Origin of the sequence: Halovivax ruber XH-70, assembly GCF_000328525.1 — an archaeon.
In the GTDB taxonomy this organism is placed as follows: Archaea; Halobacteriota; Halobacteria; order Halobacteriales; family Natrialbaceae; genus Halovivax; species Halovivax ruber.
Map to the genome: position 1 here is coordinate 3,001,532 of NC_019964.1, position 22,783 is coordinate 3,024,314.

Here is a 22,783-nt window from a genome sequence, read left to right on the forward strand (position 1 = left end):
CGGGCAAGTGACCGTCCCGCGACCGGACCGCGCTACGCGGGTTCCTACGCGTCGTAGAACGCGTCGTGGCGCTCGACAGCGTCGATTCGGGGTGGGCTTGGCCGGCGGACGATGAACACATCGTAGTCGTCCTCCGCGGCGACGTGGACGCCGACGCTCGCCAGCGGCGTCACGACGCGACCGACGTTGTCGCTGCCGAGGAAGACGACGGCCGGGTCGTGTTCCAACGCCAGCGCCCCGATGTGCTCGGCGATCTCGGCCTCAGGCGGGAACTCGCGGATGCGCTCGAAATCGAACGACGCCTCCGGCGCCAGGGTTTCGACGCGCCCGCGGAGCGACTCGACCACGCGACCGGGGTCGTAGTTCTCGTCCCGGCCGATCCAGCTTTTCTCGCGCGCGTACCGCGTGCGTTCGGGAACTACCGTGACGGCGGTGACAGCAACGTCGAGCGCGGCCCCGTACTCGACGGCCCTGACGAGCGCGGCTTCCGCGAGGTCCGATCCATCGAACGGGACGACGAACGTCATACCAGCCGTAACCACACTCCGTCCAATAACTGCGGGGGGCGACCGCGTCGCGGGACCGTCAGGAACGGGAGAACAGCCAGCCATCCGACACGTTAGGCCCACTTCTAACCCGCCAGCCGTCGAACGTGCACCTGATGACGCCCCGCGCATCGATCGAGACGATACTGATACCGACCGATGGGAGCGTCGGCGCACGTGTCGGCGCGGCCCGCGGACTCGAACTGGCCGCTACCGCGGGCGCGGCCGTCCACGTGCTGGCGGTCGTCGACGAGAGCTGGATCGGTAGCGCGGTCGCTGACGACGACGCCGAGTCCGCCCGCTCGGAGCTGGTCGCGGCGGCCGAGGAAGCCGTCGAAACCGTCGAACGGATGGCCGCGGAACTGGATCCCGACCTCTCGGTGACGACGGCGGTCGAGCGCGGATCGGTCGTCGACGAAATCGTGGCGTACACCGAATCGGCCGACGTCGACGCGATCGCCATGGGGACGAAGGGGCTGACGGGACTCGACCACGTCGTGCTCGGGAGCGTCACCGAAACCGTGCTTCGCACGGTGTCCGTCCCGGTCCTAGCGATCCCGCCCGCGGCCCGCGACGGGTCGCTCACGACCGACGGCGTCGCGGACATCTTGCTACCGACGGACGGAAGCAAGGGTGCCGCGGCCGCCGTCGACTGGGGAATCGGCGTCGCCGACCGCCTGGACGCCATGGTTCATGCGCTGTTTTCGGTCGATACCAGTCGGCTGGTATCTGCGTCCGACCCGCAAGACGTCCTCTCGCACCTAGAGCGAGAAGGGCAGGACGCCCTCGGGGTGGTCCGGAATCGGGCACGTGACCGGGGCTGTAGCGTCACGGGGACGGTCGCGAGCGGGCCGGCAGTGGACGTGATCCTCGCGTACCTCGACGAACACGACATCGACCTCGTCGTCATGGGAACGCACGGTCGCTCGGGCCTCGGGCAACACCTCCTCGGAAGTACCACGGAAAACGTGGTGCGAAACGCCGCGGTGCCGCTCTTCTGTGTCCCGCTGCCGAACCGCTAGCCGGCGGTGACGAGGGGCGGCGTTGTTGGTATCGTCGCACCATCTCGCGGCGCGGCGGCCGATCGGTGCGGGTTCGCGTGCGGCGCCGTCTCCCGGGCCGACCGGTGGAACAGTATTGTACTAATTCCAAAATACTTTATCGATCGGTGCCGTAGCGGGCGGTATGAAGGACCTGTTCGTCGTTATCGGCGGAGACGCAGCCGGCATGAGTGCGGCAAGCAAGGCCAAACGCGAGGATCCGGATCGCGAGGTGATCGTCTTCGAGAAGGGCGAGTGGGTCTCCTACGCGGCCTGTGGGATGCCGTACTACGTCAAAGGCGAGGTCGAGGAACTCGACGATCTCGTCGCCGTGACGGCCGAGGCGTTCCGCGAGGAGCGTGACGTCGACCTCCGGACCGGCCACGAGGTCGTCGGGATCGACACCGACGCGGGGTCGGTCACGGTCGAGCCCGACGACGGGGAGACGTTCGAGCAGGCCTACGGCGACCTGTTGATCGGCACCGGCGCGAGCGCGATCGAGCCGCCGTTCGACGGCCTCGACCTGACGGGCGTCTTCACGATCCACGACATGGACGAGGCCGACGCGATCGAGTCGTACGTCGCCGAACACGACCCGGAGACGGCCGCCATCGTCGGCGGCGGCTACGTCGGCGTCGAGATGGCCGAAGCGCTCGACGCCCGCGGCCTCGACGTCTCGATGTACGAGATGCTCCCCCGGACCCTCCAGCCGTTCGGCGAGGAGACCGCTCGCGCCGTCGAAGACCACCTGCGCGAGCAGGGGGTGGAGCTCCACCTCGAGACCGCCGTGCAGGGCTTCGTCGGCGACGACAGCGTCGAGTCTGTGCGGTACGAGATCGACGACGGTGATGGGGCCGAGACCGACGACAGTGACGACAGCACGACCGACGACGGTGGCGAAGCGGAGGCCGACGGGGATGACCACGGCGCGACCGCCGCGGCGGACCTCGTGATCGTGGGCGTCGGCGTCGCCCCGAACACCGCCCTCGCCGAGGAGGCGGGCATCGAGCTCGGGCCGACCGGCGCGATCGCGACCGACGACTACGGCCGCACGTTCGACGCCGCAGACGGCTCCACGCTCGAACACGTCTACGCGGCCGGCGACTGCGCCGAAGCGGACAACGTCGTCACGGGCGAGCCAGACCACGTCCCGCTGGCGCTGACGGCCAACCGGGCCGGTCGGGCCATCGGCGCGACGGTCGGTGGCGACCCGACGCAGACCGGCGGCACCGCCGGAACGGCCATCGTCAAGGCGTTCGACCTGGGCGCCGCCCGGACGGGGCTCATCGACGAGGAGGTCGCCCGAGAGGCCGGCTTCGACCCCGTCTCCGTCACGATCGACGCGCCGACGCGGCCGCACTACTACCCCGGCGGGGCGAAACTCACCGTGACGCTCGTCGCCGACGCGGACTCGGCGCGTGTCCTCGGCGCGAGCGTGGTGGGTCGCGATGGCGTCAAACGCATCGACACGGTCGCGACCGCGATCACGGGCGAGTTTACCGTCGCGGAACTGCAGAACACCGACCTGGCGTACGCACCGCCCTTCAGCCCGGTCTGGGACCCAATCTTGACGGCGGCGAAGGTCCTCCGCGGACGCATGGAGGACGACTGATGACGGATCGAATCGAGACGCCGGAACCACCGACGTCCGCGGCGGCGCTCCGGGAGACGATCCCCGCGTTCGAGGACGTGACCTACATGAACTTCGGCGCCAGCGGGCCGAGTCCGCGCCCGATCGTCGAAGCCGCCGAGGCCTTCCTCGAGTACCACGAGTTCGACGCACCGAGCGGCGAGGGAATGTACCCCGCGGCGTTCGAGACCTACGACGACGTCCGCGAGACGGTCGCCGACTTCGTCGGCGCCGAGACGACCGAGATCGCGCTCACCCAGAGCACGACGGACGCGATCAACCGCGTCGCCTGTGCCCTCGAGTGGGAACCGGGCGACGCGATCGTCCGGACCGACATGGAGCACCCCGCCGGCATCCTCCCCTGGGAGCGGTTGGAACGCGAGCGCGGGGCCGAGGTGCGCGTCGTCGAGAGCGACCGCGGCCGGCTCGATCTCGACGCCTACCGCGAGGCCGTACGGGGCGCAAAACTCGTCGCCTTCAGCGCACTCACCTGGAACTACGGGACCCGCCTCCCGGTCAGCGAACTGGTCGACATCGCTCACGACGCGGGCGCGCTCGTCCTCGTCGACGCGGTCCAGTGGCCGGGCCAGGCGCCCCTCGACGTCACCGACTGGGGCGCCGACGCGGTCGCCGCGGCCGGCCACAAGTGGCTGCTCGGGACCTGGGGAAGCGGCTTCCTCTACGTCGACGAGTCCGTCGCCGACCGGCTGGTTCCCGGCCCGATCGGGTACCGCGGCGTCGTCGAGGCGACCGCCGAGCGCTACGAACTGGAACCCGGCGCCCCGCGATTCGAGATCGGGACCATCAACCCGGCCCCGCACGTCGCGCTCCGGACGGCCATCGAGACGGCCGAGTCGATCGGCGTCGAGCGGATCGAGTCGGAGATCCAGCGACTGGCGAGCCGACTCGCCGACAGCGTTCCGGACGACCGGCTGTTGAGCCCTGCCGAACCCGAATCCGGCCTGGTGACGATCGCCGTCGACGATCCGGAGGCCGCCACCGAGCGGGTCCGCGAGCACGGCATCGTCGTCCGCCCACTCCCGGCTCCCGATTCCATCCGCGCCTCCGTCCACGCCGTCAACACTGCGGACGAGGTCGACGACCTGCTGGACGCGCTGGAGCGAATTCTCTGAGAACGGTTCGAGCCGCTTTCGAACGGGCGGTTCGCCCGGTGGCGTGGCGGCGTGGTGCGGAAAATCGTCCGCGAGCGGGGGACGACAGCACCCGGAGCCACTCAGTCCTCGACCGGCGTCTTGACGACCGTGACGGGCCGCTCGGCCATCGAGGTGACACGCTCGGCGACGCTGCCGAGCAGGCGGCGGTACTCGCCCGAACGAGCCTTCGACCCGACGACCGTGAGGTCGACGTCGGCCTCGTCGGCGTAGGCGAGGATCTCCTCGTGGGGGACGCCGTGACGCAGGACCGTCTCGGTCTCGACGCCGGCCGCCTCCGCTCGCTCGGTGATCGACTCGACGGCCTCCCGGCCGGCCTGTTCGAGTGCGTGTTCCAGGCCCTCGAACTCGTGGACGTACTCGTCACCCGGATACGAGCTGTAGGCCTCGGCGTCGATGACGTACAGCACGTGCAGCGTCGCGTCGGACGCGGCCGCCGCGTCGATGGCGTACTCGACGGCGTTGTCGACGCCCGAACTCAGGTCCGTCGTGACCAGAATCGTCTCGTGCATACCGGGGTCCCTACGACGGACGACCAAATATGACTGGGTGGGACTCTCGGCCCGCTGGAACAGGGGATGAGGTTTATCGCCCCAGGAAGCGTGTCAACACCATGTCTATTGAACCGTCGTCCCGACGACTCCCGACGAGCCAGTTCCTCCTCGGGGCCCTCGTGGTCCTGATCGGCGTCATACTCCTCCTCGAAACGACCGGGCTCGCGCCCACACGAAGCCTCCTGCAGTTCGTCCCGGCATTGTTCATCCTCGTCGGCGTCTGGGCGCTCGTCACCAGTGGCTTCCGCAACTTCGTCGGCCCCCTGGTGCTGATCGGCGTCGCGAGCGGGTGGCAGCTCGTCGCCCTCGGGTACGTCACCGTCGAGCAGGTCGTCGACCTCTGGCCGCTGCTACTGATCGCGTTCGGCCTGTCGATCGTGCTCGGGCAGTACCGGTCGACCGTGCTCGACGTCGACGATTCGTTCACCTCGGCGTTCGCCGCGTTCGGGGGCGTCGAAAAGCGAAACACCTCGAAACACTTCGCAGGCGCGGACCTGACCGCCGCGTTCGGCGGTGCTGAGCTCGACCTTCGCGACGCTGCGATCGACGAGCGGCCAGGGCGGATCAACGCCGTCGCCCTCTTCGGCGGCGTGGACGTCATCGTCCCCCGCGAGTGGAACGTGCGGATGGATGTCCTGCCCGTACTGGGCGCGGCTACCGACGAGCGGCCCAGGAGCACGGATCCCAACGATGGCGTCGACCTCGTGGTGACCGGCTTCGTCGCCTTCGGCGGCGTCTCCGTCTCGGACTGAGCGACAGCCGATCGCCTGACTCCCGGCGGGCGGGAACGGACCGGACTATCTTTTTGCCCGGCGATCGAACGAACGCGCGTGAACGAACGGGTCGGGGTGGTGGCGCTCGTTGCAGTCGTCGTGCTCGCGGCGGTCGGGATCGGGGTGCTCTTCAGCGTCGAAACCGGCGCCGAGTCGCCCGAACCCGCGGCCTTCGACGACACCGTCACCGTCGGACTCACGTTAGAAGAGCAGTACGAACTGCTCGACCGGCCGAACGTCTCGCTACCGCGCGTCCAGACCTTTTACTCGCAGTACGAGTACGTCGTCGGCTACTGGGGCGTCGACACCTACCTCGCGACCCAGCGCCAGGCGGGCCACCAGGCGCGCTTTGGCTATCCGCTGGCCACCTACGTCACCGATTACGGTGGAACTGGTGTCGAGCTCTCCGAAGAGGGCTACCCGGTCGTCGAACGCGATCCCGCGTGGATCCCGGCCGACGCGGCGTGGTACGTCGTCGACAGCGAGGCGCGAACGCCGGGCGGCGAAACCATCCTCTCGTTCGACGACCGGGCCGATGCCGAGCGTTTCACCGACTCCGCCGGCGGGACGGTCGAGTCCTGGGCCCAGCTGACCGACCGGCAGTTCGAACGCGGCGACGCCGATGCAGCCCGCGAGCGCGTCTCCAGACAGGCGGCCGCGGCGAACGAAACCGTCGCGGACGCGGCCGCACACGACGATCGCCCGGTGTCGGTCGTCGTCGGCGAGGACGCGGCCACCATCCAGTCGGCGATCGAGCAGGCCCCACCGAACACCACCGTCCGCATCCCCGCGGGAACCTACGACGAGACGCTCACGATCGATCGGCCGATCACGCTCGCCGGCGACGGTGCGGTGACGATCCGCGGCGACGGGAACGGCTCCGTCGTGACGATCACCGCACCCGAGGTCGGGGTCCGGAACGTCCACGTCACGGGTACCGGAACCCGCGCACACGGCGCGGAGTCGGTCCCCGGCGACGAGGGCGATCACCCGGACGACCGCTCGCTGACCTACTACGGCGGGGCCGACGCGGGCATCAGCGCCCACGTCGCCGACGGCACCTCGATCGTGAACGTCTCCATCGAAACCCGGGCGAACGGCGTCATCCTGCGAGAGAGCCCGGACGCCGTCGTGAAAAACGTCACTGTCACCGAGGCACCCGACGCCGAGGACCCCTACGCCGGCCTGCTGGCGTTTTACTCGCCGGCCGTCGTCGAACACTCGACGTTCGTCGGCGGGCGCGACACGATCTATCTGGACGAGTCCGACGGGCTGGTCCTCCGGGATTCCGAAATTCGTGACAGCGTCCTCGGACTCCACCTGATGCACACGAACGACGCACTGCTCGCGGACAACCAGGTCCGAAACGTCACGGAGGCGGCCATCTACGTCATGACCGGCCCGACGGGAACGGCGGTGGTCGGAAACGACGTGACCGATGCCGGGGTCGGGATCTCCGTCGGCGGCACCCAGTCCTACGTCGCTCGAAACACCGTCACCGACAGTGACCTCGGTCTCCGGATCCTGGCCGAGGGGTCGCTATACGAACGGAACGTCCTCGCCGGCAACGAGGTCGGCGCCCACGCGGGAGCCGTGCTTCCGACGAACCGCGTGACCGCCAACGACTTCGTCGCCAACGACCGGCACGCGACCGCCGGGCACGGCCCGCTCCGCGTCTGGGCCGACGACGGCGACGGTAACTTCTGGCAGGGCGCGACGAGTCCGGCCGACGGCACGCCGCCGGGTCGGGCGTACTCGCCGACGGATCCGGTCGATCGACGACTCCACACGACGCCGGGGGCCGCCACGCTCGCCCGCGCGCCGGCTCTCGACGCGCTCGCCGGGCTGGAACGATCCGTCTCCGGTATGCGCTCGGGGTCCATCACGGATCCCGCGCCGAGCTGTACGCCGAACAATCCCGACCTGCTCGCCCGGACCGCGTGGGCCGACGAGGCCGTCGCGTGTGACGGAGCGACGGTTCCGGAACCGTGACGACGAGCCACACATGAAAGGAAACACATCAGATACGCCACGACAGCCCGCTCCGAACGCCAGCGATGGCGAACGGCGAACCGACCGGGCTCGCCCACCGATCCTCGAAGCCGAGTCGCTCTCGTTCGCCTACGGTGACGTCGAGATCCTCTCGAACCTCTCGCTCTCCGTCGACGCCGCCACGGTGACGGCCCTGATCGGGCCGAACGGGACGGGGAAGACGACCCTCCTCCGGACGCTGGCCGGACTGGAGGAACCGACGGCCGGCGCCGTGCACTACCACGGCCCTGACGTGCCACGCGAGATCGGCTACCTGCCCCAGCAACCGGCGTTCAGACCGGGCTTTACCGTCGCCGAAACGCTCTCGTTCTACGGGTCGCTGGTCGGCGAGTCCCGGGCTGACGTCCTGGCACGCCTCGACCGCGTCGGCCTCGGTGACGCCGCCGACAGACGGGTCGAGGCGCTCTCGGGTGGGATGACGCGGCTGGCCGGGATCGCCCAGGCGACCATCGGCGATCCGCCCGTCGTCGTCCTCGACGAACCCGGCTCCGGCCTCGATCCGGGGATGAGCCGCCGGATCTACGACGTCGCCCGCGAGATCGCCGCCGACGGCACGGCGGTCCTCGTCACGTCCCACGACATGGAACTGGTCGAGCGGTCGGCCGACGTCGTCGCCGTCCTGGCCGACGGCGGCGTCGCCGCCAGCGGTCACCCGACGACCCTCGCGGATCGCTTCGACGTCGACTCGTTGCTCGACGTCTACGAGGCGGCGGTCTCGGGTGACCACTCCCGGGTACGTGTTCGGGGTGAGACGGCATGACGGCCGAGGGCGCGGACGCCAAAGGGGTGGGGGACACTGGAACGACACCGTCGACCGATCAGCCGACTGCGAACCGGGCCACTGCCGACGAATCACGCGTTCCAGGGTCGCTCGGCCGCATCGGACGCGTCGTCGGCCGCGAGGTCCGTACCGTCGCCCGAACCCGGACGTACGTCGTCCTCGCCGTGGCACTCGCGGCGGTGCTGCTCGGGCTCACGCTCACTGGCAGTGCGACGGCGGGATACGTGCCGACCGTCGCCGACCTCCTGACGCCGCTCGAAGCGCTCGTCCCCGTCGTCGCCGTCGCGTTCGGCTACCGTGCCATCGTGAGCGACGCGGAACGGGGCGAACTCGACGTACTCGAGACGTACCCGGTCACCGCCTGGGAGCACGTGCTCGGCGTCTACGCGGGCCGTGCCGTCGGCCTCCTGGTCGCGGTCGGTGGCTCCCTCACCCTCGCCGGTGCGGCCGTCGCCGTCTCCCAGGAGGAGCCGGCCGCGATCTACGCGACCCAGCGTGGGGTCGACTCGCCGATCCTGTTCGCTCGCTTCGTCGTCCTCACGGCCGCGTTCGCGCTGGTCGTCCTCGCGGTCGCCATCGCCCTCTCGGCGCTCGCGAACGGCGCCCGGAGCGCGCTCGCACTCGCCATCGTCGCGCTGATCGGGCTGCTGGTCGGGCTCGATCTCGCGCTCGTCCTCGGCCTCGTGGAGGGCGTGATCCCGGACGCCGCGCTCGTCGACACGCTCGCGGTGAGTCCGTTGAGCGCCTATCGTGGACTGGTCTTCGAGACCGTCATCACGACCGCAGCCGGAACCGGCCCGCAGGCGGCCTCACCACTCGCCAGTCTCGTCGGGCTCGTCGCCTGGCTCGTCGGCTCGCTGGCGATCGCGAGCTGGAGCGTCGGGCGATAGCGGCGGCCAGCTCATTGATCGGAGCTGACAATCCGCAAAACAGGGTGTACGGCTATCTCATCGATGGGCGACGCCTAGCCCATCAACGACTGGATCAGTGTGGGCGAGACGTCCTCGTGGTCGTACAGTTCGCCGCCGTGCTCGGCCTGGAACGACTCGGCGTCGTCGGCGTTCGAAAAGCCCAGCACCGACCGCCCCATCGCTCCTTCGACGTCGCTGTCGACCACGAGCGTAAGGTCGGCGGCCGGTGCGAACGCGTCGGCATCGAGGTGTCGACTCATCGTTGGCGCCGCGCCGCCGGTGTCGACCGACCAGTCGACGGCCGAGTAATCGGTCAAGTAGCTCACCACCGGCTCCGCCTCGGCCTCGTTGTCGAACGTGAAAGTGTACGTACAGCGGGCGCTGCAGAACTGGGCCGGACGATCCGTGTCGTCACCGGGTCCGAGGACGGCTTCTGGGTCGTCGTAGAAAGACTGGCCGGCCGTCCCGCTGTAATCGCCGATTCGCATCGTGCAGTTGTCGCAGGCGCGATCCGGTTCGATCGTGATCGGATCGGGTGCGTCGGCGTCTCCATCCGAACCGTCGAGACAGCCGGCGAGGGCCGAGAGGCCGACAACGGCCGCGCCGGTGAGCACGGCGCGTCGGGGCCGGGCATCGCCAGACGACGGCGAGTCGCGTGTACACATAACTGGAGAGGAATACACTACCCCGGCCAATAGAGGGTGGGTTTCGTTCCCGCATCGAGGGAACCGTCCCTCTCAGGTGCGTTCGCCGCGAAGAGGCCGATATCGAGATCTCAAAATGCGTTCCTCGGCCCTGGAACGCGACCGGCGAGCGCGCTCGCGAACGACGATCACCCCGTAGACGAGCTATCGATCGACGATCGCGTGGCTGCCGACGCAGGCAGCCGAACACGAAGGCGTAACTCGGTCGGGCAACTGGGGACGGACGAAGCGATGACTCTGGACGACGCAATCGAGGGAAGCGACGAGACGGTCATCGACGCGATCGGCGTACTCGGGAACAGACGACGACTCGAAGTGCTACTCGCCCTCGCCGAGGCGGGGGAACGATCGGACGGAGCCCGGGCGACGCTGACGTTCAGCGAACTGTACGACGCCGTCGACCTCGACAGCAGTTCGCAGTTCGCCTATCACCTGGACCGACTCGTCGGGCCGTTCCTCAGTGAGACCGACGACGGCTATCGACTCACCTACAGTGCGAACAAGATCGTTCGAGCGATCCGTTCGGGCGAGTACGAGAGTACTCCCGCGTTCGAGGCCAGGGCCATCGATGGTGTCTGCGTCTTCTGCGAGTCGGCGTCGCTCGTCGCGACGCTCGAGGACGAACACTTTCTCGTCCGCTGCGACCAGTGCGCGTCGACTCTGGTCACGGACCTCTTCCCACAGAGCCAGTCGCGCGGCCGAACGCCGGCCGAGATCGTCGACAGTTTCGGCCACCGAATCTGGAGTTCGGTCGTCGAGTCGCGTGCAGCCGTCTGTCCGGAGTGTCACGGACGCGTCGACGCGACGGTCGAGTCGCTCGACCGTAGCGGCGAATCCGCGGCCGTCCTCGCGAGCACGTGTCGTGAGTGTGGTTTCACGTTCTCGCTTCCCGTCGAAGTGGCCGCCGTAGTTCATCCGGCAGCCATCTCCCACTGCTGGGAGAACGGGATCTCGCTGTGGGACGTACCCCTCTGGGAGTTCTTCGAATGGATCGTCAGCGGTGCGGTCACCGCGGACGTCGACTCACTCGACCCGGTAAACGTCCGGTTCGAACTCGCGTTCGGCGGCGACTCGCTGCACCTTCGACTCGACGACTCGCTCGCGGTCACGGTCGCGTAGCCGCATCGGGAAGCCCGGCCCGCGAACGTCGCCGACGGCGCGGTTACGGCCCCGACCGGGGCCGGTACCGACCGGACTGACGGGTCGCACTCAAGAACGTTTGAGTTGCCTCGTTGTCAATATGTTGACTCAGTAACAATACTTATCGGAGCGGGGTTCCCACTAGACGCCGTGCAACCCACAACACCGGCGATTCGAGCGACAGGCTCCGGGAGGGAGAGAGATGGCAGCGATTGAAACCAGAGGGCTGACGAAGCGATTCGGCGACGTCGTCGCCGTCTCCGACCTCGACCTCGTCGTCGAGGAGGGCGAGATCTTCGGCTTCCTCGGCCCGAACGGCGCCGGGAAGTCGACGACGATCGACATCCTGCTGGACTTCATCCGGCCCACGTCGGGGACGGTAACCGTCCTGGGCCACGACGCCCAGTCCGAGGGGCGCGCCGTCCGCCAGCGAACCGGCGTCCTCCCCGACGCCTACCACGTCTACGATCGACTCACCGGCCGCCAGCACGTCGAGTTCGCCCTGGAGATGAAGGGCGTCGAGGAAGACCCGGTGGCACTGCTCGATCGGGTCAACGTCGCCGACGCGGCGGACCGGAAGGCCGGCGGCTACTCGAAAGGGATGCGCCAGCGACTGATCCTCGCGATGGCCCTGGTCGGCGATCCCGACCTGCTCGTCCTCGACGAGCCCTCGACCGGGCTCGATCCCAACGGTGCCCGCGAGATGCGCGAGATCATCCGGGAGGAGAACGCCCGCGGGACGACGATATTCTTCTCGAGTCACATCATGGAGCAAGTCGAAGCGGTCTGTGACCGCGTGGCAATCATCGACCGCGGTGAACTCGTCGCCGTCGACACCATCGACGGACTGCGCGACGCGACCGAAACCGGGGAGACGCTGTACGTCTCGGTCGCCGAACTCGACGAGGGTGTTCGCGAGGCGGTCGCCGGTCTCGACGGCGTCGGGTCGGCCGCGATCGACGACGGCCAGCTCCGCCTCACGATCGCAGGCGACTCGAAGTTCGCCGTCCTCGAGTCCGTCGACGAGATCGCCGCCGTCCAGGACTTCTCGGTGATCGAATCGTCGCTCGAGGACCTCTTCGTCCGCTACACGACCGAGACCCAGGAGGTGGACGCGTGACCTGGCTCACCGTCGCGAAGAAGGACTTCCGGGACGCCGTCCAGTCGCGAGCGCTGTGGGCGCTCGTGGCCGTCTTCGTGATCGTCTCGGTCCTCTCTTCCTTCGCGTACGTCGAGGCGCCGGAACTGTTCGGCGAACCGGACGGCGCGACGTTCGGCGGCCTCCTCTTTTTCACCGCCGGAATCGCCAGCCTGTTCGTCCCCATCGCCGCCATCGTCGTCTGTTACAAGTCCGTCGCTGGCGAGCGCGAACTCGGGAGCATCAAGCTGCTGTGCTCGCTGCCCACCACGCGGGCCGACGTGTTCGCGGGCAAGGTGCTCGGCAGGGCTGCAGTCCTCGGATTCGGTCTCGGCGTCGGGCTGATCGTCGGTCTCGGGTTCGGAGCGGTGATGCTCGGCGCACTCGACGTCGTCGCCGCGATCACGTTCCTGCTCGTGACGCTCGCGTTCGTCGCCGTCTACGCCACGATCGTCGTCGGGCTCTCCGCGACGACGGGGTCGACGAGCCGGGCGACGACGCTCGCGCTCGGCTTCTTCGTCGTCTTCGAACTGCTGTGGGACGCCGTCGTCCTGGGAATCCTCTACGTCGCCGGTGGCTTCTCGATGCCGAACCCCGCGACGATGCCGGAGTGGGCCTTCACGGTGTCACAGATCCCGCCCTCGGCCGCGTACTTCTCGAGTATCGTCGCCCTGTTGCCCGACCTCGCCTCGCGGGCGAACGCCGAACCCGCACAGGCCGGCACCGAGGCGAGTGCCGCCGGCGGAGAACCGTTCTTCGCGTCCCCGGAGATCGGATTCGTCGTCCTCGCCTGCTGGCTAGTCCTCCCGCTCGTCGTCGGCTACGTCCGGTTCGACGCCGCCGACCTCTAGCCGCACCACCTGGCCGGGAGATACCCGGCCCGAACACGTTCGCCACGTTCTACGGCCCTGGGAACGGTGATCACCCGTTAAACCCGCGGATGCCGACTAGCCGGATATGACGGGGTACCAGGCCACGATCGTCGTCGACGACCCGGGCGGCTGTCCGGTCGCGGTCGCGGCGGACGAACTCGACGCACCGGTCGACTCGATCTCACGGTCGTCGACGCGCGACGCGGAGACGGTCGTCGAAGAGTTCACCGTCCAGGACCCGGACGGTTCGCTCGCCGGCACCGGTGAGACGGACACCCCCGGGAACCCAGAATCTGACGAACACACCCGCGAACGGGGTCACGACGTCTCCTTGCAGACGGTCGCGGCGACCGATTCGGAGCGGACGTACCGGTTCGAGCGTGACTGGTCGACGTCCTGCGTCTGCGAAGTCGTCGAACACGGCGGGAACCCGGTCTCGTCGCTGCGTGCGCGAGATGGCGCCCTGCACGTCACGGTGAACGCGCCGGACGTCGACGCCCTCTCGGAGACGATCACCGACCTCAACGCCCAGTTCGGCGGCGTCAGCCTGCAGGAACTGACCGAGAGCGACGGGAGCGGTGGGAGCGATCCCGTCCTGGTCGATCGGGCCCGCCTCACCGACAGACAGCGCCAGGTCGTCGAGACGGCCCACGAGATGGGTTACTTCGAGTATCCGAAGGGCGCGAACGCGGGAGAGGTGGCCGAGGAACTGCTGATCAGCGGCTCGACGTTCGCCGAACACCTCGCCGCCGCCCAGTCGAAACTGCTACGGGCGATTCTCGACGACTGACGAGGACGCGAGTGACGACGACGGCGGCCGCCGGAGATGGCTCCGACGGTAACTGTGGGGCGGACCCTGTCGAATACGCTGCCGACCCGTCTTATGCTGCCGATCGCAAGCACCCAGACACCGAGAACGGAGGAGGCGTCAACCGGGGGAAACTCAGTCGCTCGCCGACGATGCTGTCCCACCCTCGTCCCACGGTAACGGCCCGTCGTATCCCGCGGGGACGTACGGACAGAGCGGGTCGCTCGCGAGGGGGTCGCCCGTCGTCGCGTACGCTCGCGAGCGACTGCCGCCACAGAGCGCGCGAAACTCGCAGGCGCCACACTTGCCCCTGTAGCGGTCGCGATCGCGAAGCGAGCGGAACAGGTCGCTCTCGCGGTAGAGTTCGGTGACGGGCGTCTCCCGGACGTTGCCAGCGGATTCGGGGAGGAAGCCCGACGGATAGACCTCGCCGGTGTGACTGACGAAGCAGAAGCCGTCGCCGGCGACGATGCCGGTGCGGCGGGAGACGCCGGCGGGCGGACCGCCGCCGGATCCTCGGCTACGATCGTCACGGTCGCGTTCGGTACGGTCGCAGTCGTCACTATCGCGCTCGCCGTCCGCGGTAGTCCGTCCGCCGGCAGCTCCCCCATTTCCGGCCGCGTCCCGCCCGTGCTGAGCCACGACGCGACGGTACATCGGCGCTTCGGTCGTCTTGAGGCCGAACGACTCCTCCTGACTGACCGCGTGGAGCCACTCCATGACCGCCTCGGCGCGCTCGGGCGAGATGGGATCCAGCACGCGGCCCCGTCCCACGGGGACGAGGAAGAAGACGCTCCACATGACCGCGTCCAGTTCCCGGACGACGTCGCGGATCGCCGGGAGATCGGTCACGGTCTGGGCGCAGACGGTGGTGTTGATCTGCAGCGGGACGCCGGCCTCACGCGCGTCTTCGGCGGCCCGGATGGTCTCCGCGAAGCTGCCCGCTTCGCCGCGGAATGCGTCGTGGCGCTCGGGCGAGGCGCCGTCGAGACTGACCGCCATCCGGCGCAACCCGGCATCGGCCAGGTCGCCGATGGCGTCCGCGGTGAGCGAGGTCGTCCCGCTCGGCGTGATCGTCATGCGGAGGCCCCGATCCGTGCCGTAGGCGACGAGGTCGGTCACGTCGTCACGGACGAGCGGGTCACCACCGGAGAGGACGACGAGCTGGCCTTCACCGAAGGCGGCCGCGTCGTCGAGTAACGCCTTCCCCTCGGCGGTGGAGAGCTCGTCGGGATGGCGCGTCGGGTCAGCTTCGGCCCGGCAGTGCTCACACGCCAGGTCACAGGCCTGGGTCAGTTCCCAGATGAGCACGAGCGGGCGATCGGCCGTGTCCAGCGATCCGGTGGGCATTAGAACGAGATCGACACGCCACCGGCCTATATCGAGGTGGCCCGTCCCAGTTCGCTGGAAGACGGGCGAACTGGTTCGGGCGGCGAAACAGATGTGTCGGTGGATCCGGACTGTACCTGATCCGGGCTCAGTCCGACTTCTCGAGCATCTTCTTGTACATCTCGTACTTGCGCTTGTGTCGCATCATCTTCTTGCGAATCTCCTTCTTCGGCGGTTTCGGCTCGGGTGGTTCCGGCGGTTCGGGCGGCGTCGGTTCCGCACACGGCGCGTCGGTCGCCTGGACCTCCATATCGAACAGCGTCTCCCCGTCGTAGACGACCGTCAGGTACGACGGATCGACGTCGCCGGGGAGCGGAACGACGGCGACGCCATCGGCATCGACCGGCACGTTGTACGTTTCGACGAGTCCGTTGGTGAAGGAGACCGTAATGGAGAGTACCCCGCCCTCGGGGACATTCGTCGTCGAGACGGTGATGGCGTCGCAGGTCACGTCGACCCCGTCGAATACCGGCGGTTCGGGTGTGCACGGCGCGTCCTCGGCGACGACGGGCTGGTCGTCGAGGACGAGATCGTCGAGGAGGAGGACGAGATTCGTCGGGTTGAGGTTGCCCGGGAGGTCGAACGTCGCCGTGTCGTCCTGCACGGTCGCCTGGAACGTCACGGTGCTCTCCGTGCCCTCACCGTCGAGGAACGTCACCTCCGCTGTCAGCGTCGTCCCATCGTCGATGTTGTCCGTCGTGACGACGATCTCCTCGCAGGTCACCGTGTAGTCGATCACTGCGGGCTGGGGGTCGTCGCCGTCGCACGTGTAGAACGTCGCGTTGGAGATGTCGGGGGCGCCCGGTGGGAGGCAGAACGTGGTGTTGTCTTCGACGGGGGCGAGATAGCAGTTCTGCCCGGCTTTGAGTGTCACCCACTCGGCGCCGTCTGGGATACTAGCCGGCGTGAAACACGAACCGGTCAGGCCCGTAAAGAGCGGGTACAGTGGGTTGACCTCATCTTCTGGACATGCGGCTTCGACGCAGGCGATACACTGCTGAACCTGCGGCCCGCCGGAGAACGTCCCGCAGAACGTCGCGAGGACGGTCCCGTTCGGGTCCGCCTGGGCGTTCACCGTCTGGGCGCCCAGGCCGCTCAGGCCGGCTCCGGCACCGATCGCACCGGCCGCACCAGCCGCGCCGATCGCCTGCAGGTACGTCCGGCGCTTGACGTCCCCGTCTGCGTCCTGGTTCGCACTGCCGTCGTCGCCGGCGGACTGGTCGGTGTCCGTCGCCGGTGGATCGTCGCGGGCTGGTCGTCGCTCGTCGGTGCCCGAACTGGGTGAGTCATCGGAATCGGTACCCGGTGGCCGGGTGGAATCACGATCTGTCATCGTGTGCGGCTGAGACCGCCATATCGACCGCTATAGTTACCGTCCGATTGGCCGGACAGGCACGCAGTGCCGGGACATCGAGCCGTGAGATCGCAATCGCGGCGGGAAACTGGAGCCGATGGGACACAGCCAGTGTCGGGACGGGACGAGAGTCACACGATTGGGCACCGTGTGGCGAAAACAGTGGTCGAATCCCACTCGAACGGCGCGAGTTAGCGACTGTACGAAAGCGTTAGTCGCGGTGCCAACGGCGTTGGGTCGCGTTACGCCGGTCGGGTGCGTGAAGTACGTTCACGGTACCGTGAACACCGGCCCAGCGGTTCGCGCTGGCGACTCCGTTCGGTCGCCCCGGCGGCGTACCGTCGACCCGTCGTGTACCGACGACTTGCCGGTCAGGACACCTGCACGCGGGTCACGTGCCCACCGCATCCGCACTGATCGACGTAGCGCCACTCGAGCGACGGCGTCTCGGCCGCGTCGTCGTACGTCGACAGTTCCGGCCAGAGGTAGTCCTCAGGGTGACCGTGATCGGCGTGCGTGACGAGGTTGACGTGGTAGCCCGCCGCCGTCGCCTCGACGGCGTCGATCGCCTCCGCGACGACGAGATCGGGGTCTTCGGCGTGGCGCGGTTCTTCGAGGTTGGCCGACCACGAGTTCTCGTGGACGCGTCTGGTGATCGGTTCGCGGTCCTCGCCGGCCGCGTCGTCGGGTCCATCGTCGACCGCTTCGCCAGACCCGTCGTCGGTCGTCCGCGTTCCGGTCCCGCTCGCTCGTTGCTGGGCGTTGCTCATACGATCAGCTACGCGACCTGCGTCCCTCCTCGTGTTCCCGAACGTGTTCGCGAAGAGAGGGAGGGACGCGGCGCCACAAGGTCGTGTATGGCCGCGATACTCGGGGAGGTCGACACCGACGGGGGACCGCCGCTCGCGATCCCGATCCGGCACTTCGTCGTCGGCTTCGGCTTCCTGCTCGCCGGCGCGCTCGTCGGCGCCGCGACGGGACTCGACCGCATTCCCTGGACTGGGACGCTCGCGCACGTTCACCTGCTGCTGGTCGGCTGGGTCTGCGTAACGATCATGGGCGCGATGGTCCAGTTCGTCCCCGTCTGGTCGAACGCGACGCTTCACTCCCGACGGCTCGCCGCGGCGCAACTCCCGCTGGTCGCCGCGGGCCTCGTCGCCTTCGCCACGGCGCTGCTCACCGAACGGCTGGCCCTGCTCCCCGTCGGCGGGACGCTCATGCTGGCCGGATTCTGGGTCTTCGCGTACAACACCGGGCGAACGCTCCTCACCGTCCAACCGTGGGACGTCACGGAACGCCACTTCGCACTCGCTCTCGGCTTCTTCCTCGCGCTCACGACCTTAGGTCTCGCGCTGGCGGTCGACTTCACGCGACCCGTCTTCGTCGACTTGCCGGTCACTCGAACGAGCGTGATCGACGCCCACGTCACGCTCGCGATCTTCGGCGCCGTCCTCACGACCGTCCTCGGCGCGCTCTACCAGCTGGGGACGATGTTCACCCAGACGGATCTCCACGGCGTCGATCACTGGATCCGCCGATTCGAGACGGTAGCCTATCCGGTCGGCGTGCTCGCGCTCGCCGGTGGCCGGCTGTTCGAACACGCGCCGCTGGCCCGCGTCGGTGGACTGGCCGTCGCCGTCGCCGTGGGCGCCTACGGCGTCTTGCTCGCTCGCCGCCTCGTCGAGACGCAGGTCGCGTGGACGCCGATGCTCACCCGCTACGCCGTCGTCGCCGGCGCCATGCTCGCCTGGGCGCTCCTCGCGATTCCCGCGTGGATCGACGACCCGCTCACGTACACGACGCGCTACGGCGCGCCGGGAAGCGTCCACCTGCTCGCGTTCGGCCTCGTCGGCTTCGTCGTCCTCGGGACGCTCTACCACGTCGTCCCGTTCATCGTCTGGGTCGAACGCTACAGCGACCGGCTCGGACTGGAACCCGTCCCCATGATCGACGACCTCTACGACGACCGCCTCGCCGCCGCAGACGCCAGTTCTCTCTTCGGCGGGACCGCCGCACTCGTCGCGAGCGATTTCCTTACCCTGCCGGAGGGTGTTGCGACCGCAGGCGGGATCGCCGTCGGCGTCGGCGCCGCGCTCTTCGTCGCGAACATGGGCCTGGTGCTGTACCGCCACAGCCCCGACGGCCTTGGCCGGATCCTGTTCGGCCGACTGGCGAGCGACGTTGCGGAGAGTTGAACGACAAGAGAGAGGGAGGGAGGGAGGGACCGGGCGCCAGGACCGGCTCAGAACGGTGCGTCGACGTCTTGCGGACGATCGGTCGGCTGGTCGTACATCCCGTCCATGGCCGCGTCGCCGGGCGCCGCCCCGTCACCACCGGCTGCGTCGCCGGCCTCGACGCGCACCGACGCGTCGCCCGTCTCCAGATACGCCGCCTCCATCGCGGCGAGTTCCTCGTTGATCGACTCGCTCTTGTGATGCATCGGGTGGGCTCGCACGCGGACGAGATCGTACTCGTGGCGATCGGCGAGCCCGTTCCACGCCCGAAACGAGCCGATGGCGAGCGTGTGACACTGCGGGCAGAACGGCGTCGTCGGCGTGAACTCCGCGCGAAGGACGGACAGGTCGCCAGCCGGGAACGAGTCGTCGAGGCGGTGCGAGTCGTCGGCCTCGGACGACTCCCCCGCAGCGTCGACGAACGCGGCCGCGTCCAGTCGCTCCCGAGCGTAGCGATAGCCGGCGTCGGAGTGGCGCGTATCGAGGTTCAGCCGGGCGAGGTTGTAGTTGAACGTCATGTCGTAGACCCCCCGCTCCTCGAAGAGTTCACGCGTGAGTCGGTGGAAGGCGAGGTGATCGTCGCCGGTCAGCACGGATAGTCCCGCCAGAAAGGGCCCTGGTTGGGGGATGGTGTCCGGGACGAACTCGTCGTAGTCGTCGAAGAGGCCACCGTCGTCGCCCCTGGCGAACGGATTGGCAAATCCAGCCATACGGAGACGGACGGGCCGAAGCCTGCTACCGGTGGTGACGAACATGTTCGCGGCCGGCACCGCAGTCGAGCGCGAGTGTCCGCTGGACGCGTGCATGGGTTCGAAACGCGTCGACAGAGAGTGGCTCTCCGCCGGAGACGGTTCCGTACCGAGAACGACACCGCTCAGGCGTGGGTGATCTCGACGTGCCACTCGTCGTCGGCGACCTGTGTGGTCTCGTGGTCGAACCCGCGTTTCGAGAGGACCGCGTACAGCGGCTTCGGCTCGAAGTGATTGATCAGGAGGAACGTCTCGCCGGGGTCGAGTGCATCGAGTTCCGCGGTGATATCGGAAAACGGTTCACCGTCGATCTCGCGGGCGTCGAGCGTGCGGTCGGCCTGAACTGTCGCCATAGCTGTTCGTCCGGTGTCCGGCGGGGTGGCCCTTCCGCCGATCATATTCGCCTCGAAGTCGTCCGGATGGCCACCACCGACGACGGCCTCGAGACCGGGGACGCCGACGGACGACGCGCGCAGAGGCGACAATTCACCGCGAGCCGAACGGGTTCGGCGACACGGTTGTCCGCCCACCCGCCATTTTTCGGGTGGATGATGACCGGCGACGATCGGCTGCGGGCGACGGTGTCGGCGCTCGACGACTCGACCTGTCGGGCAATCCTCGAAGCGCTCGGCGAGCCGGCGACCGCCGCCACGCTCGCGAAGCGATGTGACGTCTCTTCCTCGACAGTGTACCGAAAACTCGAGCGACTCCAGCGTGCCGGCCTCGTCGAACGCCGCGTCGCGATCCGAGCCGATTTCCGCCAGACCGTCAGGTACGCCACGACGTTCGACGAGATCTCGATCGGTGTCGACGACCTTCGAGCCGCCCAGCTCGCGGCAGACGGTGGAGAGACAGAGCGGCGGTAGCGAGATCGAGACGGTGGCTCCGTCGATCGGGGAAACGGTCACGGTGTGTAGCGGGAAGCGGCGAGAAGTGTCATATGAGTAGAGAGACGTAACTGGCAGGGTAGCAACGCCAGAAAGCGACTGGTGCGTGTGTGCAGACCGAGACCGAGACTCCGGACGGGTGGTTAGCTGGCCGATTCGGGCCCGTTTCCGCCGGAGTCACCAGTGACCGCCCAGACGACGATCGCACCGAGTATCGCGACGCCGATGAGCACCGTCTGGAGGAGCGACAGGTCGATGCCGACCCAGGCGGCGACCGTCCGGAGTTCCACGATGAACGGCACGGCCAGCACGAGCACGACGAGCAACAGGGCGGGATCGATCCGCATCAGCGGCCCACCACCCACTCGACGAGCCCGCCGATCGTGTCGATCGGCGGCAAGACGCGGGTAATGCCGTCGATACCGGGGCCGAAGAGCCCGCCACGCTGGACGATCGCGGCCAGCGGGAGCGAGTACGCGAGGACGATCAGGACGAACGCGATCGCCGTCCAGAGTTTGAGGTTGTCGAGAATCGCCGGCGAGTGCTCCGGACCGGAGAGGGTGCCGGCGTAGGTGTTGTCGGGCACCTCGCCGCGATCACCGAGCATCGTCATGACGATCGTGACGAGGAAGATGACCGTCGAGATGGTCAGCAGGGTCCCGCCGAGAACGACCTGGGCGTCCAGCTCGCCGACGCTACCGATAGCGCCCTCGAACGCGAAGCTCTCGTACTGCGGTTCGGCCGTCCGACGCGGAACGCCGAGCAGGCCGGCGCGGTGCATCGCGTTCGACATGAACACCATCCCGAGGAACCAGAGGAGGACCTGGACGAGTCCCGCCGTCCGGTTCCACAGCGGCTTACCGGTCACCTGCGGGATGAACCAGTACGAGCCGGCCATGAACGTCAGCGCGACTGCGGTGCCGACGGTGAGGTGGAAGTGGCCGACGATCCAGAACGTGTTGTGCACGAGGTAGTTGATGTTCATCCCGGCGTTGATCATGCCGGAGAAGCCGGCCGCGGCGAACAACAGCCCCGAGAGCGCCATGCCCGTGAAGACGGGATCACGCCACGGGAGTTTTCCGAGCCAGCGGAGTTTGCCCGTCCCGCCGCGCTGGCGGGCGCCGTGTTCCATACTCGCGACGACGGTGAAGGCCGTCAGCAGGCTCGGCAGCAGGAGGAACATCGTGTTCACCATGACGATGAACTTGAATCCCTCCGCGATGCCGGGGTCCATGTACTGGTGGTGGATGCCCGTCGGCGTCGAGAGGAGCAAGAAGAGCACGAAGACCACGCGGGCGAGCGGATCGCTGAACAGTTTGCCGCCCGAGAGCTTCGGCAGCAGGATGTACCACAGCATGTACGCCGGCATCAGCCAGAAGTAGACGACGGCGTGGCCGAAGAACCAGAATAGCGTCCGGGTGAGCAGGGGATTGACCGAGTCGACGATCCCGAGCGACCACGGGAGCAAGAAGACGACGATGGCGATGGCGACACCCACCGAGGAGAGCCACCAGAACAGCATCGTCGTCAGCGCCATGAACGCCGGCAGCGGCGTCCGCTCGTCGGGGTGCTCACGCTTCCAGGCCCAGTAGGTGCGGAACCAGTCGTAGCCGGCGATCCACGTGCCGATCACGAAGATGGCCAGGCCGAGGTAGAACAGCGGGTGTGCCTGCAACGGCGCGTAGAAGGTAAACAGCACGCTCGCCGACAGTTCCTCACCCAGCAGCGTCGGCGGTTCGGTGAGAAAGCCGGCGAAGATGGCGACGACCGCCATGAGCGCACCGACGACCATCGTTCCGTACCAGCCCCACGCGAAGCGCATGCTGGGGAGGTTTCGATCGAGGCTGGTGGTGATCCCCCAGGTGAACAGGGCAACCAGGAAGAAGATGGTGAACGTCAGCGCCAGCAACACCCCGTGAGCCGTCAGCGCGGTGTAGTAATCAGCCGAGGAGAGGACGCGGACCATCCCGGTCCGGTGGAGCACCTGGAGCAATCCAAAGGTGGCCCCGACCGCCAGCGCGAGGAACGCGGAGACCATGGCGGCCTTCAC

General features: G+C 68.2%; 23 protein-coding genes. 13 read left to right on the forward strand and 10 right to left on the reverse strand.

Going from position 1 to position 22,783, the window contains the following annotated elements; all coding sequences use genetic code 11:
- Nucleotides 1–44: 44 nt before the first annotated feature.
- Nucleotides 45–527, reverse strand: a complete 483-nt coding sequence (locus tag HALRU_RS14450) for a universal stress protein (RefSeq protein WP_015302129.1) — start codon at nucleotides 525–527, stop codon at nucleotides 45–47.
- Nucleotides 528–661: 134 nt separating this feature from the next.
- Between HALRU_RS14450 and HALRU_RS14455 the strand changes: the two genes are divergently transcribed.
- The 3 genes from HALRU_RS14455 (at nucleotide 662) to HALRU_RS14465 (ending at nucleotide 4,348) form a co-directional block, all read left to right on the forward strand.
- On the forward strand, nucleotides 662–1,567 hold the full coding sequence (locus tag HALRU_RS14455) for a universal stress protein (RefSeq protein WP_015302130.1): 906 nt from the start codon (nucleotides 662–664) through the stop codon (nucleotides 1,565–1,567).
- Between the two features lie 163 nt (nucleotides 1,568–1,730).
- On the forward strand, nucleotides 1,731–3,197 hold the full coding sequence (locus HALRU_RS14460) for an FAD-dependent oxidoreductase (protein WP_015302131.1): 1,467 nt from the start codon (nucleotides 1,731–1,733) through the stop codon (nucleotides 3,195–3,197).
- The gene (locus HALRU_RS14465) at nucleotides 3,197–4,348 is read left to right on the forward strand and encodes an aminotransferase class V-fold PLP-dependent enzyme (RefSeq protein WP_015302132.1); all 1,152 of its coding nucleotides are present in this window, start codon (nucleotides 3,197–3,199) and stop codon (nucleotides 4,346–4,348) included. Before HALRU_RS14460 ends, HALRU_RS14465 begins: the two co-directional genes overlap by 1 nt.
- Before the next feature lie 101 nt (nucleotides 4,349–4,449).
- On the opposite strand, the gene HALRU_RS14470 is transcribed toward HALRU_RS14465, so the two are convergent.
- A complete protein-coding gene (locus tag HALRU_RS14470; protein WP_015302133.1) occupies nucleotides 4,450–4,899 on the reverse strand; it encodes a universal stress protein in 450 nt (149 codons plus the stop codon).
- Nucleotides 4,900–5,000: 101 nt separating this feature from the next.
- On the opposite strand from HALRU_RS14470, the gene HALRU_RS14475 reads away from it, so the two are divergent.
- From HALRU_RS14475 to HALRU_RS14490, 4 genes are all read left to right on the forward strand, one after another.
- Entirely contained in the window at nucleotides 5,001–5,693 is a 693-nt protein-coding gene (locus tag HALRU_RS14475; protein ID WP_015302134.1) for a LiaF transmembrane domain-containing protein, read from the forward strand.
- A gap of 78 nt (nucleotides 5,694–5,771) precedes the next feature.
- Complete coding sequence (locus HALRU_RS14480; RefSeq protein WP_015302135.1) at nucleotides 5,772–7,706, forward strand: NosD domain-containing protein; 1,935 nt, start codon at nucleotides 5,772–5,774, stop codon at nucleotides 7,704–7,706.
- Nucleotides 7,707–7,719: 13 nt separating this feature from the next.
- On the forward strand, nucleotides 7,720–8,526 hold the full coding sequence (locus HALRU_RS14485) for an ABC transporter ATP-binding protein (RefSeq protein ID WP_015302136.1): 807 nt from the start codon (nucleotides 7,720–7,722) through the stop codon (nucleotides 8,524–8,526).
- The gene (locus HALRU_RS14490) at nucleotides 8,523–9,437 is read left to right on the forward strand and encodes an ABC transporter permease (protein WP_015302137.1); all 915 of its coding nucleotides are present in this window, start codon (nucleotides 8,523–8,525) and stop codon (nucleotides 9,435–9,437) included. Before HALRU_RS14485 ends, HALRU_RS14490 begins: the two co-directional genes overlap by 4 nt.
- A 74-nt stretch (nucleotides 9,438–9,511) precedes the next feature.
- Here HALRU_RS14490 and HALRU_RS14495 read toward each other — a convergent pair whose 3' ends face one another.
- On the reverse strand, nucleotides 9,512–10,123 hold the full coding sequence (locus HALRU_RS14495; protein WP_015302138.1) for a nitrous oxide reductase accessory protein NosL: 612 nt from the start codon (nucleotides 10,121–10,123) through the stop codon (nucleotides 9,512–9,514).
- Nucleotides 10,124–10,393: 270 nt separating this feature from the next.
- Between HALRU_RS14495 and HALRU_RS14500 the strand changes: the two genes are divergently transcribed.
- From HALRU_RS14500 to HALRU_RS14515, 4 genes are all read left to right on the forward strand, one after another.
- Entirely contained in the window at nucleotides 10,394–11,281 is an 888-nt protein-coding gene (locus tag HALRU_RS14500) for a DUF7351 domain-containing protein (protein WP_015302139.1), read from the forward strand.
- 223 nt (nucleotides 11,282–11,504) lie between these two features.
- Nucleotides 11,505–12,422 (forward strand): ABC transporter ATP-binding protein, encoded by a 918-nt coding sequence (locus HALRU_RS14505; protein ID WP_015302140.1) that lies wholly within the window; start codon nucleotides 11,505–11,507, stop codon nucleotides 12,420–12,422.
- Nucleotides 12,419–13,291, forward strand: a complete 873-nt coding sequence (locus HALRU_RS14510; RefSeq protein WP_015302141.1) for an ABC transporter permease subunit — start codon at nucleotides 12,419–12,421, stop codon at nucleotides 13,289–13,291. Before HALRU_RS14505 ends, HALRU_RS14510 begins: the two co-directional genes overlap by 4 nt.
- Before the next feature lie 106 nt (nucleotides 13,292–13,397).
- Nucleotides 13,398–14,102: a helix-turn-helix domain-containing protein gene (locus tag HALRU_RS14515; protein ID WP_015302142.1), complete on the forward strand. Its 705-nt coding sequence runs from the start codon at nucleotides 13,398–13,400 to the stop codon at nucleotides 14,100–14,102.
- A gap of 153 nt (nucleotides 14,103–14,255) precedes the next feature.
- Here the strand turns inward: HALRU_RS14515 and HALRU_RS14520 are convergent, their stop codons facing one another.
- From HALRU_RS14520 to HALRU_RS14530, 3 genes are all read right to left on the reverse strand, one after another.
- The gene (locus HALRU_RS14520; RefSeq protein WP_015302143.1) at nucleotides 14,256–15,470 is read right to left on the reverse strand and encodes a TIGR04053 family radical SAM/SPASM domain-containing protein; all 1,215 of its coding nucleotides are present in this window, start codon (nucleotides 15,468–15,470) and stop codon (nucleotides 14,256–14,258) included.
- Nucleotides 15,471–15,597: 127 nt separating this feature from the next.
- On the reverse strand, nucleotides 15,598–16,842 hold the full coding sequence (locus HALRU_RS14525) for a hypothetical protein (RefSeq protein ID WP_015302144.1): 1,245 nt from the start codon (nucleotides 16,840–16,842) through the stop codon (nucleotides 15,598–15,600).
- Nucleotides 16,843–17,234: 392 nt separating this feature from the next.
- The gene (locus HALRU_RS14530) at nucleotides 17,235–17,633 is read right to left on the reverse strand and encodes a CGCGG family putative rSAM-modified RiPP protein (RefSeq protein ID WP_015302145.1); all 399 of its coding nucleotides are present in this window, start codon (nucleotides 17,631–17,633) and stop codon (nucleotides 17,235–17,237) included.
- An 87-nt stretch (nucleotides 17,634–17,720) separates the two neighbouring features.
- On the opposite strand from HALRU_RS14530, the gene HALRU_RS14535 reads away from it, so the two are divergent.
- Entirely contained in the window at nucleotides 17,721–19,058 is a 1,338-nt protein-coding gene (locus HALRU_RS14535) for a hypothetical protein (protein WP_015302146.1), read from the forward strand.
- Nucleotides 19,059–19,105: 47 nt separating this feature from the next.
- Here the strand turns inward: HALRU_RS14535 and HALRU_RS14540 are convergent, their stop codons facing one another.
- Together HALRU_RS14540 and HALRU_RS14545 are read right to left on the reverse strand one after the other, a co-directional pair.
- Nucleotides 19,106–19,807, reverse strand: a complete 702-nt coding sequence (locus HALRU_RS14540; protein WP_015302147.1) for a hypothetical protein — start codon at nucleotides 19,805–19,807, stop codon at nucleotides 19,106–19,108.
- Between the two features lie 164 nt (nucleotides 19,808–19,971).
- On the reverse strand, nucleotides 19,972–20,199 hold the full coding sequence (locus HALRU_RS14545; RefSeq protein ID WP_015302148.1) for a DUF2249 domain-containing protein: 228 nt from the start codon (nucleotides 20,197–20,199) through the stop codon (nucleotides 19,972–19,974).
- A 195-nt stretch (nucleotides 20,200–20,394) separates the two neighbouring features.
- Here HALRU_RS14545 and HALRU_RS14550 point away from each other — a divergent pair, with 195 nt between their 5' ends.
- Nucleotides 20,395–20,712 (forward strand): winged helix-turn-helix domain-containing protein, encoded by a 318-nt coding sequence (locus tag HALRU_RS14550; protein WP_015302149.1) that lies wholly within the window; start codon nucleotides 20,395–20,397, stop codon nucleotides 20,710–20,712.
- A gap of 164 nt (nucleotides 20,713–20,876) precedes the next feature.
- Here the strand turns inward: HALRU_RS14550 and HALRU_RS14555 are convergent, their stop codons facing one another.
- Entirely contained in the window at nucleotides 20,877–21,080 is a 204-nt protein-coding gene (locus tag HALRU_RS14555) for a hypothetical protein (RefSeq protein WP_015302150.1), read from the reverse strand.
- Complete coding sequence (locus HALRU_RS14560) at nucleotides 21,080–22,771, reverse strand: b(o/a)3-type cytochrome-c oxidase subunit 1 (protein ID WP_245547812.1); 1,692 nt, start codon at nucleotides 22,769–22,771, stop codon at nucleotides 21,080–21,082. Before HALRU_RS14560 ends, HALRU_RS14555 begins: the two co-directional genes overlap by 1 nt.
- Between the last annotated feature and the right edge of the window lie 12 nt (nucleotides 22,772–22,783).

Excerpts from the sequence above, each read along its gene's own strand:
- HALRU_RS14450 (WP_015302129.1), bottom strand. The coding sequence starts at position 527 with ATGACGTTCGTCGTCCCGTTCGATGGATCGGACCTCGCGGAAGCCGCG.
- HALRU_RS14455 (WP_015302130.1), top strand. The coding sequence starts at position 662 with ATGACGCCCCGCGCATCGATCGAGACGATACTGATACCGACCGATGGG.
- HALRU_RS14460 (WP_015302131.1), top strand. The coding sequence starts at position 1,731 with ATGAAGGACCTGTTCGTCGTTATCGGCGGAGACGCAGCCGGCATGAGT.
- HALRU_RS14465 (WP_015302132.1), top strand. The coding sequence starts at position 3,197 with ATGACGGATCGAATCGAGACGCCGGAACCACCGACGTCCGCGGCGGCG.
- HALRU_RS14470 (WP_015302133.1), bottom strand. The coding sequence starts at position 4,899 with ATGCACGAGACGATTCTGGTCACGACGGACCTGAGTTCGGGCGTCGAC.
- HALRU_RS14475 (WP_015302134.1), top strand. The coding sequence starts at position 5,001 with ATGTCTATTGAACCGTCGTCCCGACGACTCCCGACGAGCCAGTTCCTC.
- HALRU_RS14485 (WP_015302136.1), top strand. The coding sequence starts at position 7,720 with ATGAAAGGAAACACATCAGATACGCCACGACAGCCCGCTCCGAACGCC.
- HALRU_RS14490 (WP_015302137.1), top strand. The coding sequence starts at position 8,523 with ATGACGGCCGAGGGCGCGGACGCCAAAGGGGTGGGGGACACTGGAACG.
- HALRU_RS14495 (WP_015302138.1), bottom strand. The coding sequence starts at position 10,123 with ATGTGTACACGCGACTCGCCGTCGTCTGGCGATGCCCGGCCCCGACGC.
- HALRU_RS14500 (WP_015302139.1), top strand. The coding sequence starts at position 10,394 with ATGACTCTGGACGACGCAATCGAGGGAAGCGACGAGACGGTCATCGAC.
- HALRU_RS14505 (WP_015302140.1), top strand. The coding sequence starts at position 11,505 with ATGGCAGCGATTGAAACCAGAGGGCTGACGAAGCGATTCGGCGACGTC.
- HALRU_RS14515 (WP_015302142.1), top strand. The coding sequence starts at position 13,398 with ATGACGGGGTACCAGGCCACGATCGTCGTCGACGACCCGGGCGGCTGT.
- HALRU_RS14520 (WP_015302143.1), bottom strand. The coding sequence starts at position 15,470 with ATGCCCACCGGATCGCTGGACACGGCCGATCGCCCGCTCGTGCTCATC.
- HALRU_RS14525 (WP_015302144.1), bottom strand. The coding sequence starts at position 16,842 with ATGACAGATCGTGATTCCACCCGGCCACCGGGTACCGATTCCGATGAC.
- HALRU_RS14530 (WP_015302145.1), bottom strand. The coding sequence starts at position 17,633 with ATGAGCAACGCCCAGCAACGAGCGAGCGGGACCGGAACGCGGACGACC.
- HALRU_RS14535 (WP_015302146.1), top strand. The coding sequence starts at position 17,721 with ATGGCCGCGATACTCGGGGAGGTCGACACCGACGGGGGACCGCCGCTC.
- HALRU_RS14540 (WP_015302147.1), bottom strand. The coding sequence starts at position 19,807 with ATGGCTGGATTTGCCAATCCGTTCGCCAGGGGCGACGACGGTGGCCTC.
- HALRU_RS14545 (WP_015302148.1), bottom strand. The coding sequence starts at position 20,199 with ATGGCGACAGTTCAGGCCGACCGCACGCTCGACGCCCGCGAGATCGAC.
- HALRU_RS14550 (WP_015302149.1), top strand. The coding sequence starts at position 20,395 with ATGATGACCGGCGACGATCGGCTGCGGGCGACGGTGTCGGCGCTCGAC.
- HALRU_RS14555 (WP_015302150.1), bottom strand. The coding sequence starts at position 21,080 with ATGCGGATCGATCCCGCCCTGTTGCTCGTCGTGCTCGTGCTGGCCGTG.
- HALRU_RS14560 (WP_245547812.1), bottom strand. The coding sequence starts at position 22,771 with ATGGTCTCCGCGTTCCTCGCGCTGGCGGTCGGGGCCACCTTTGGATTG.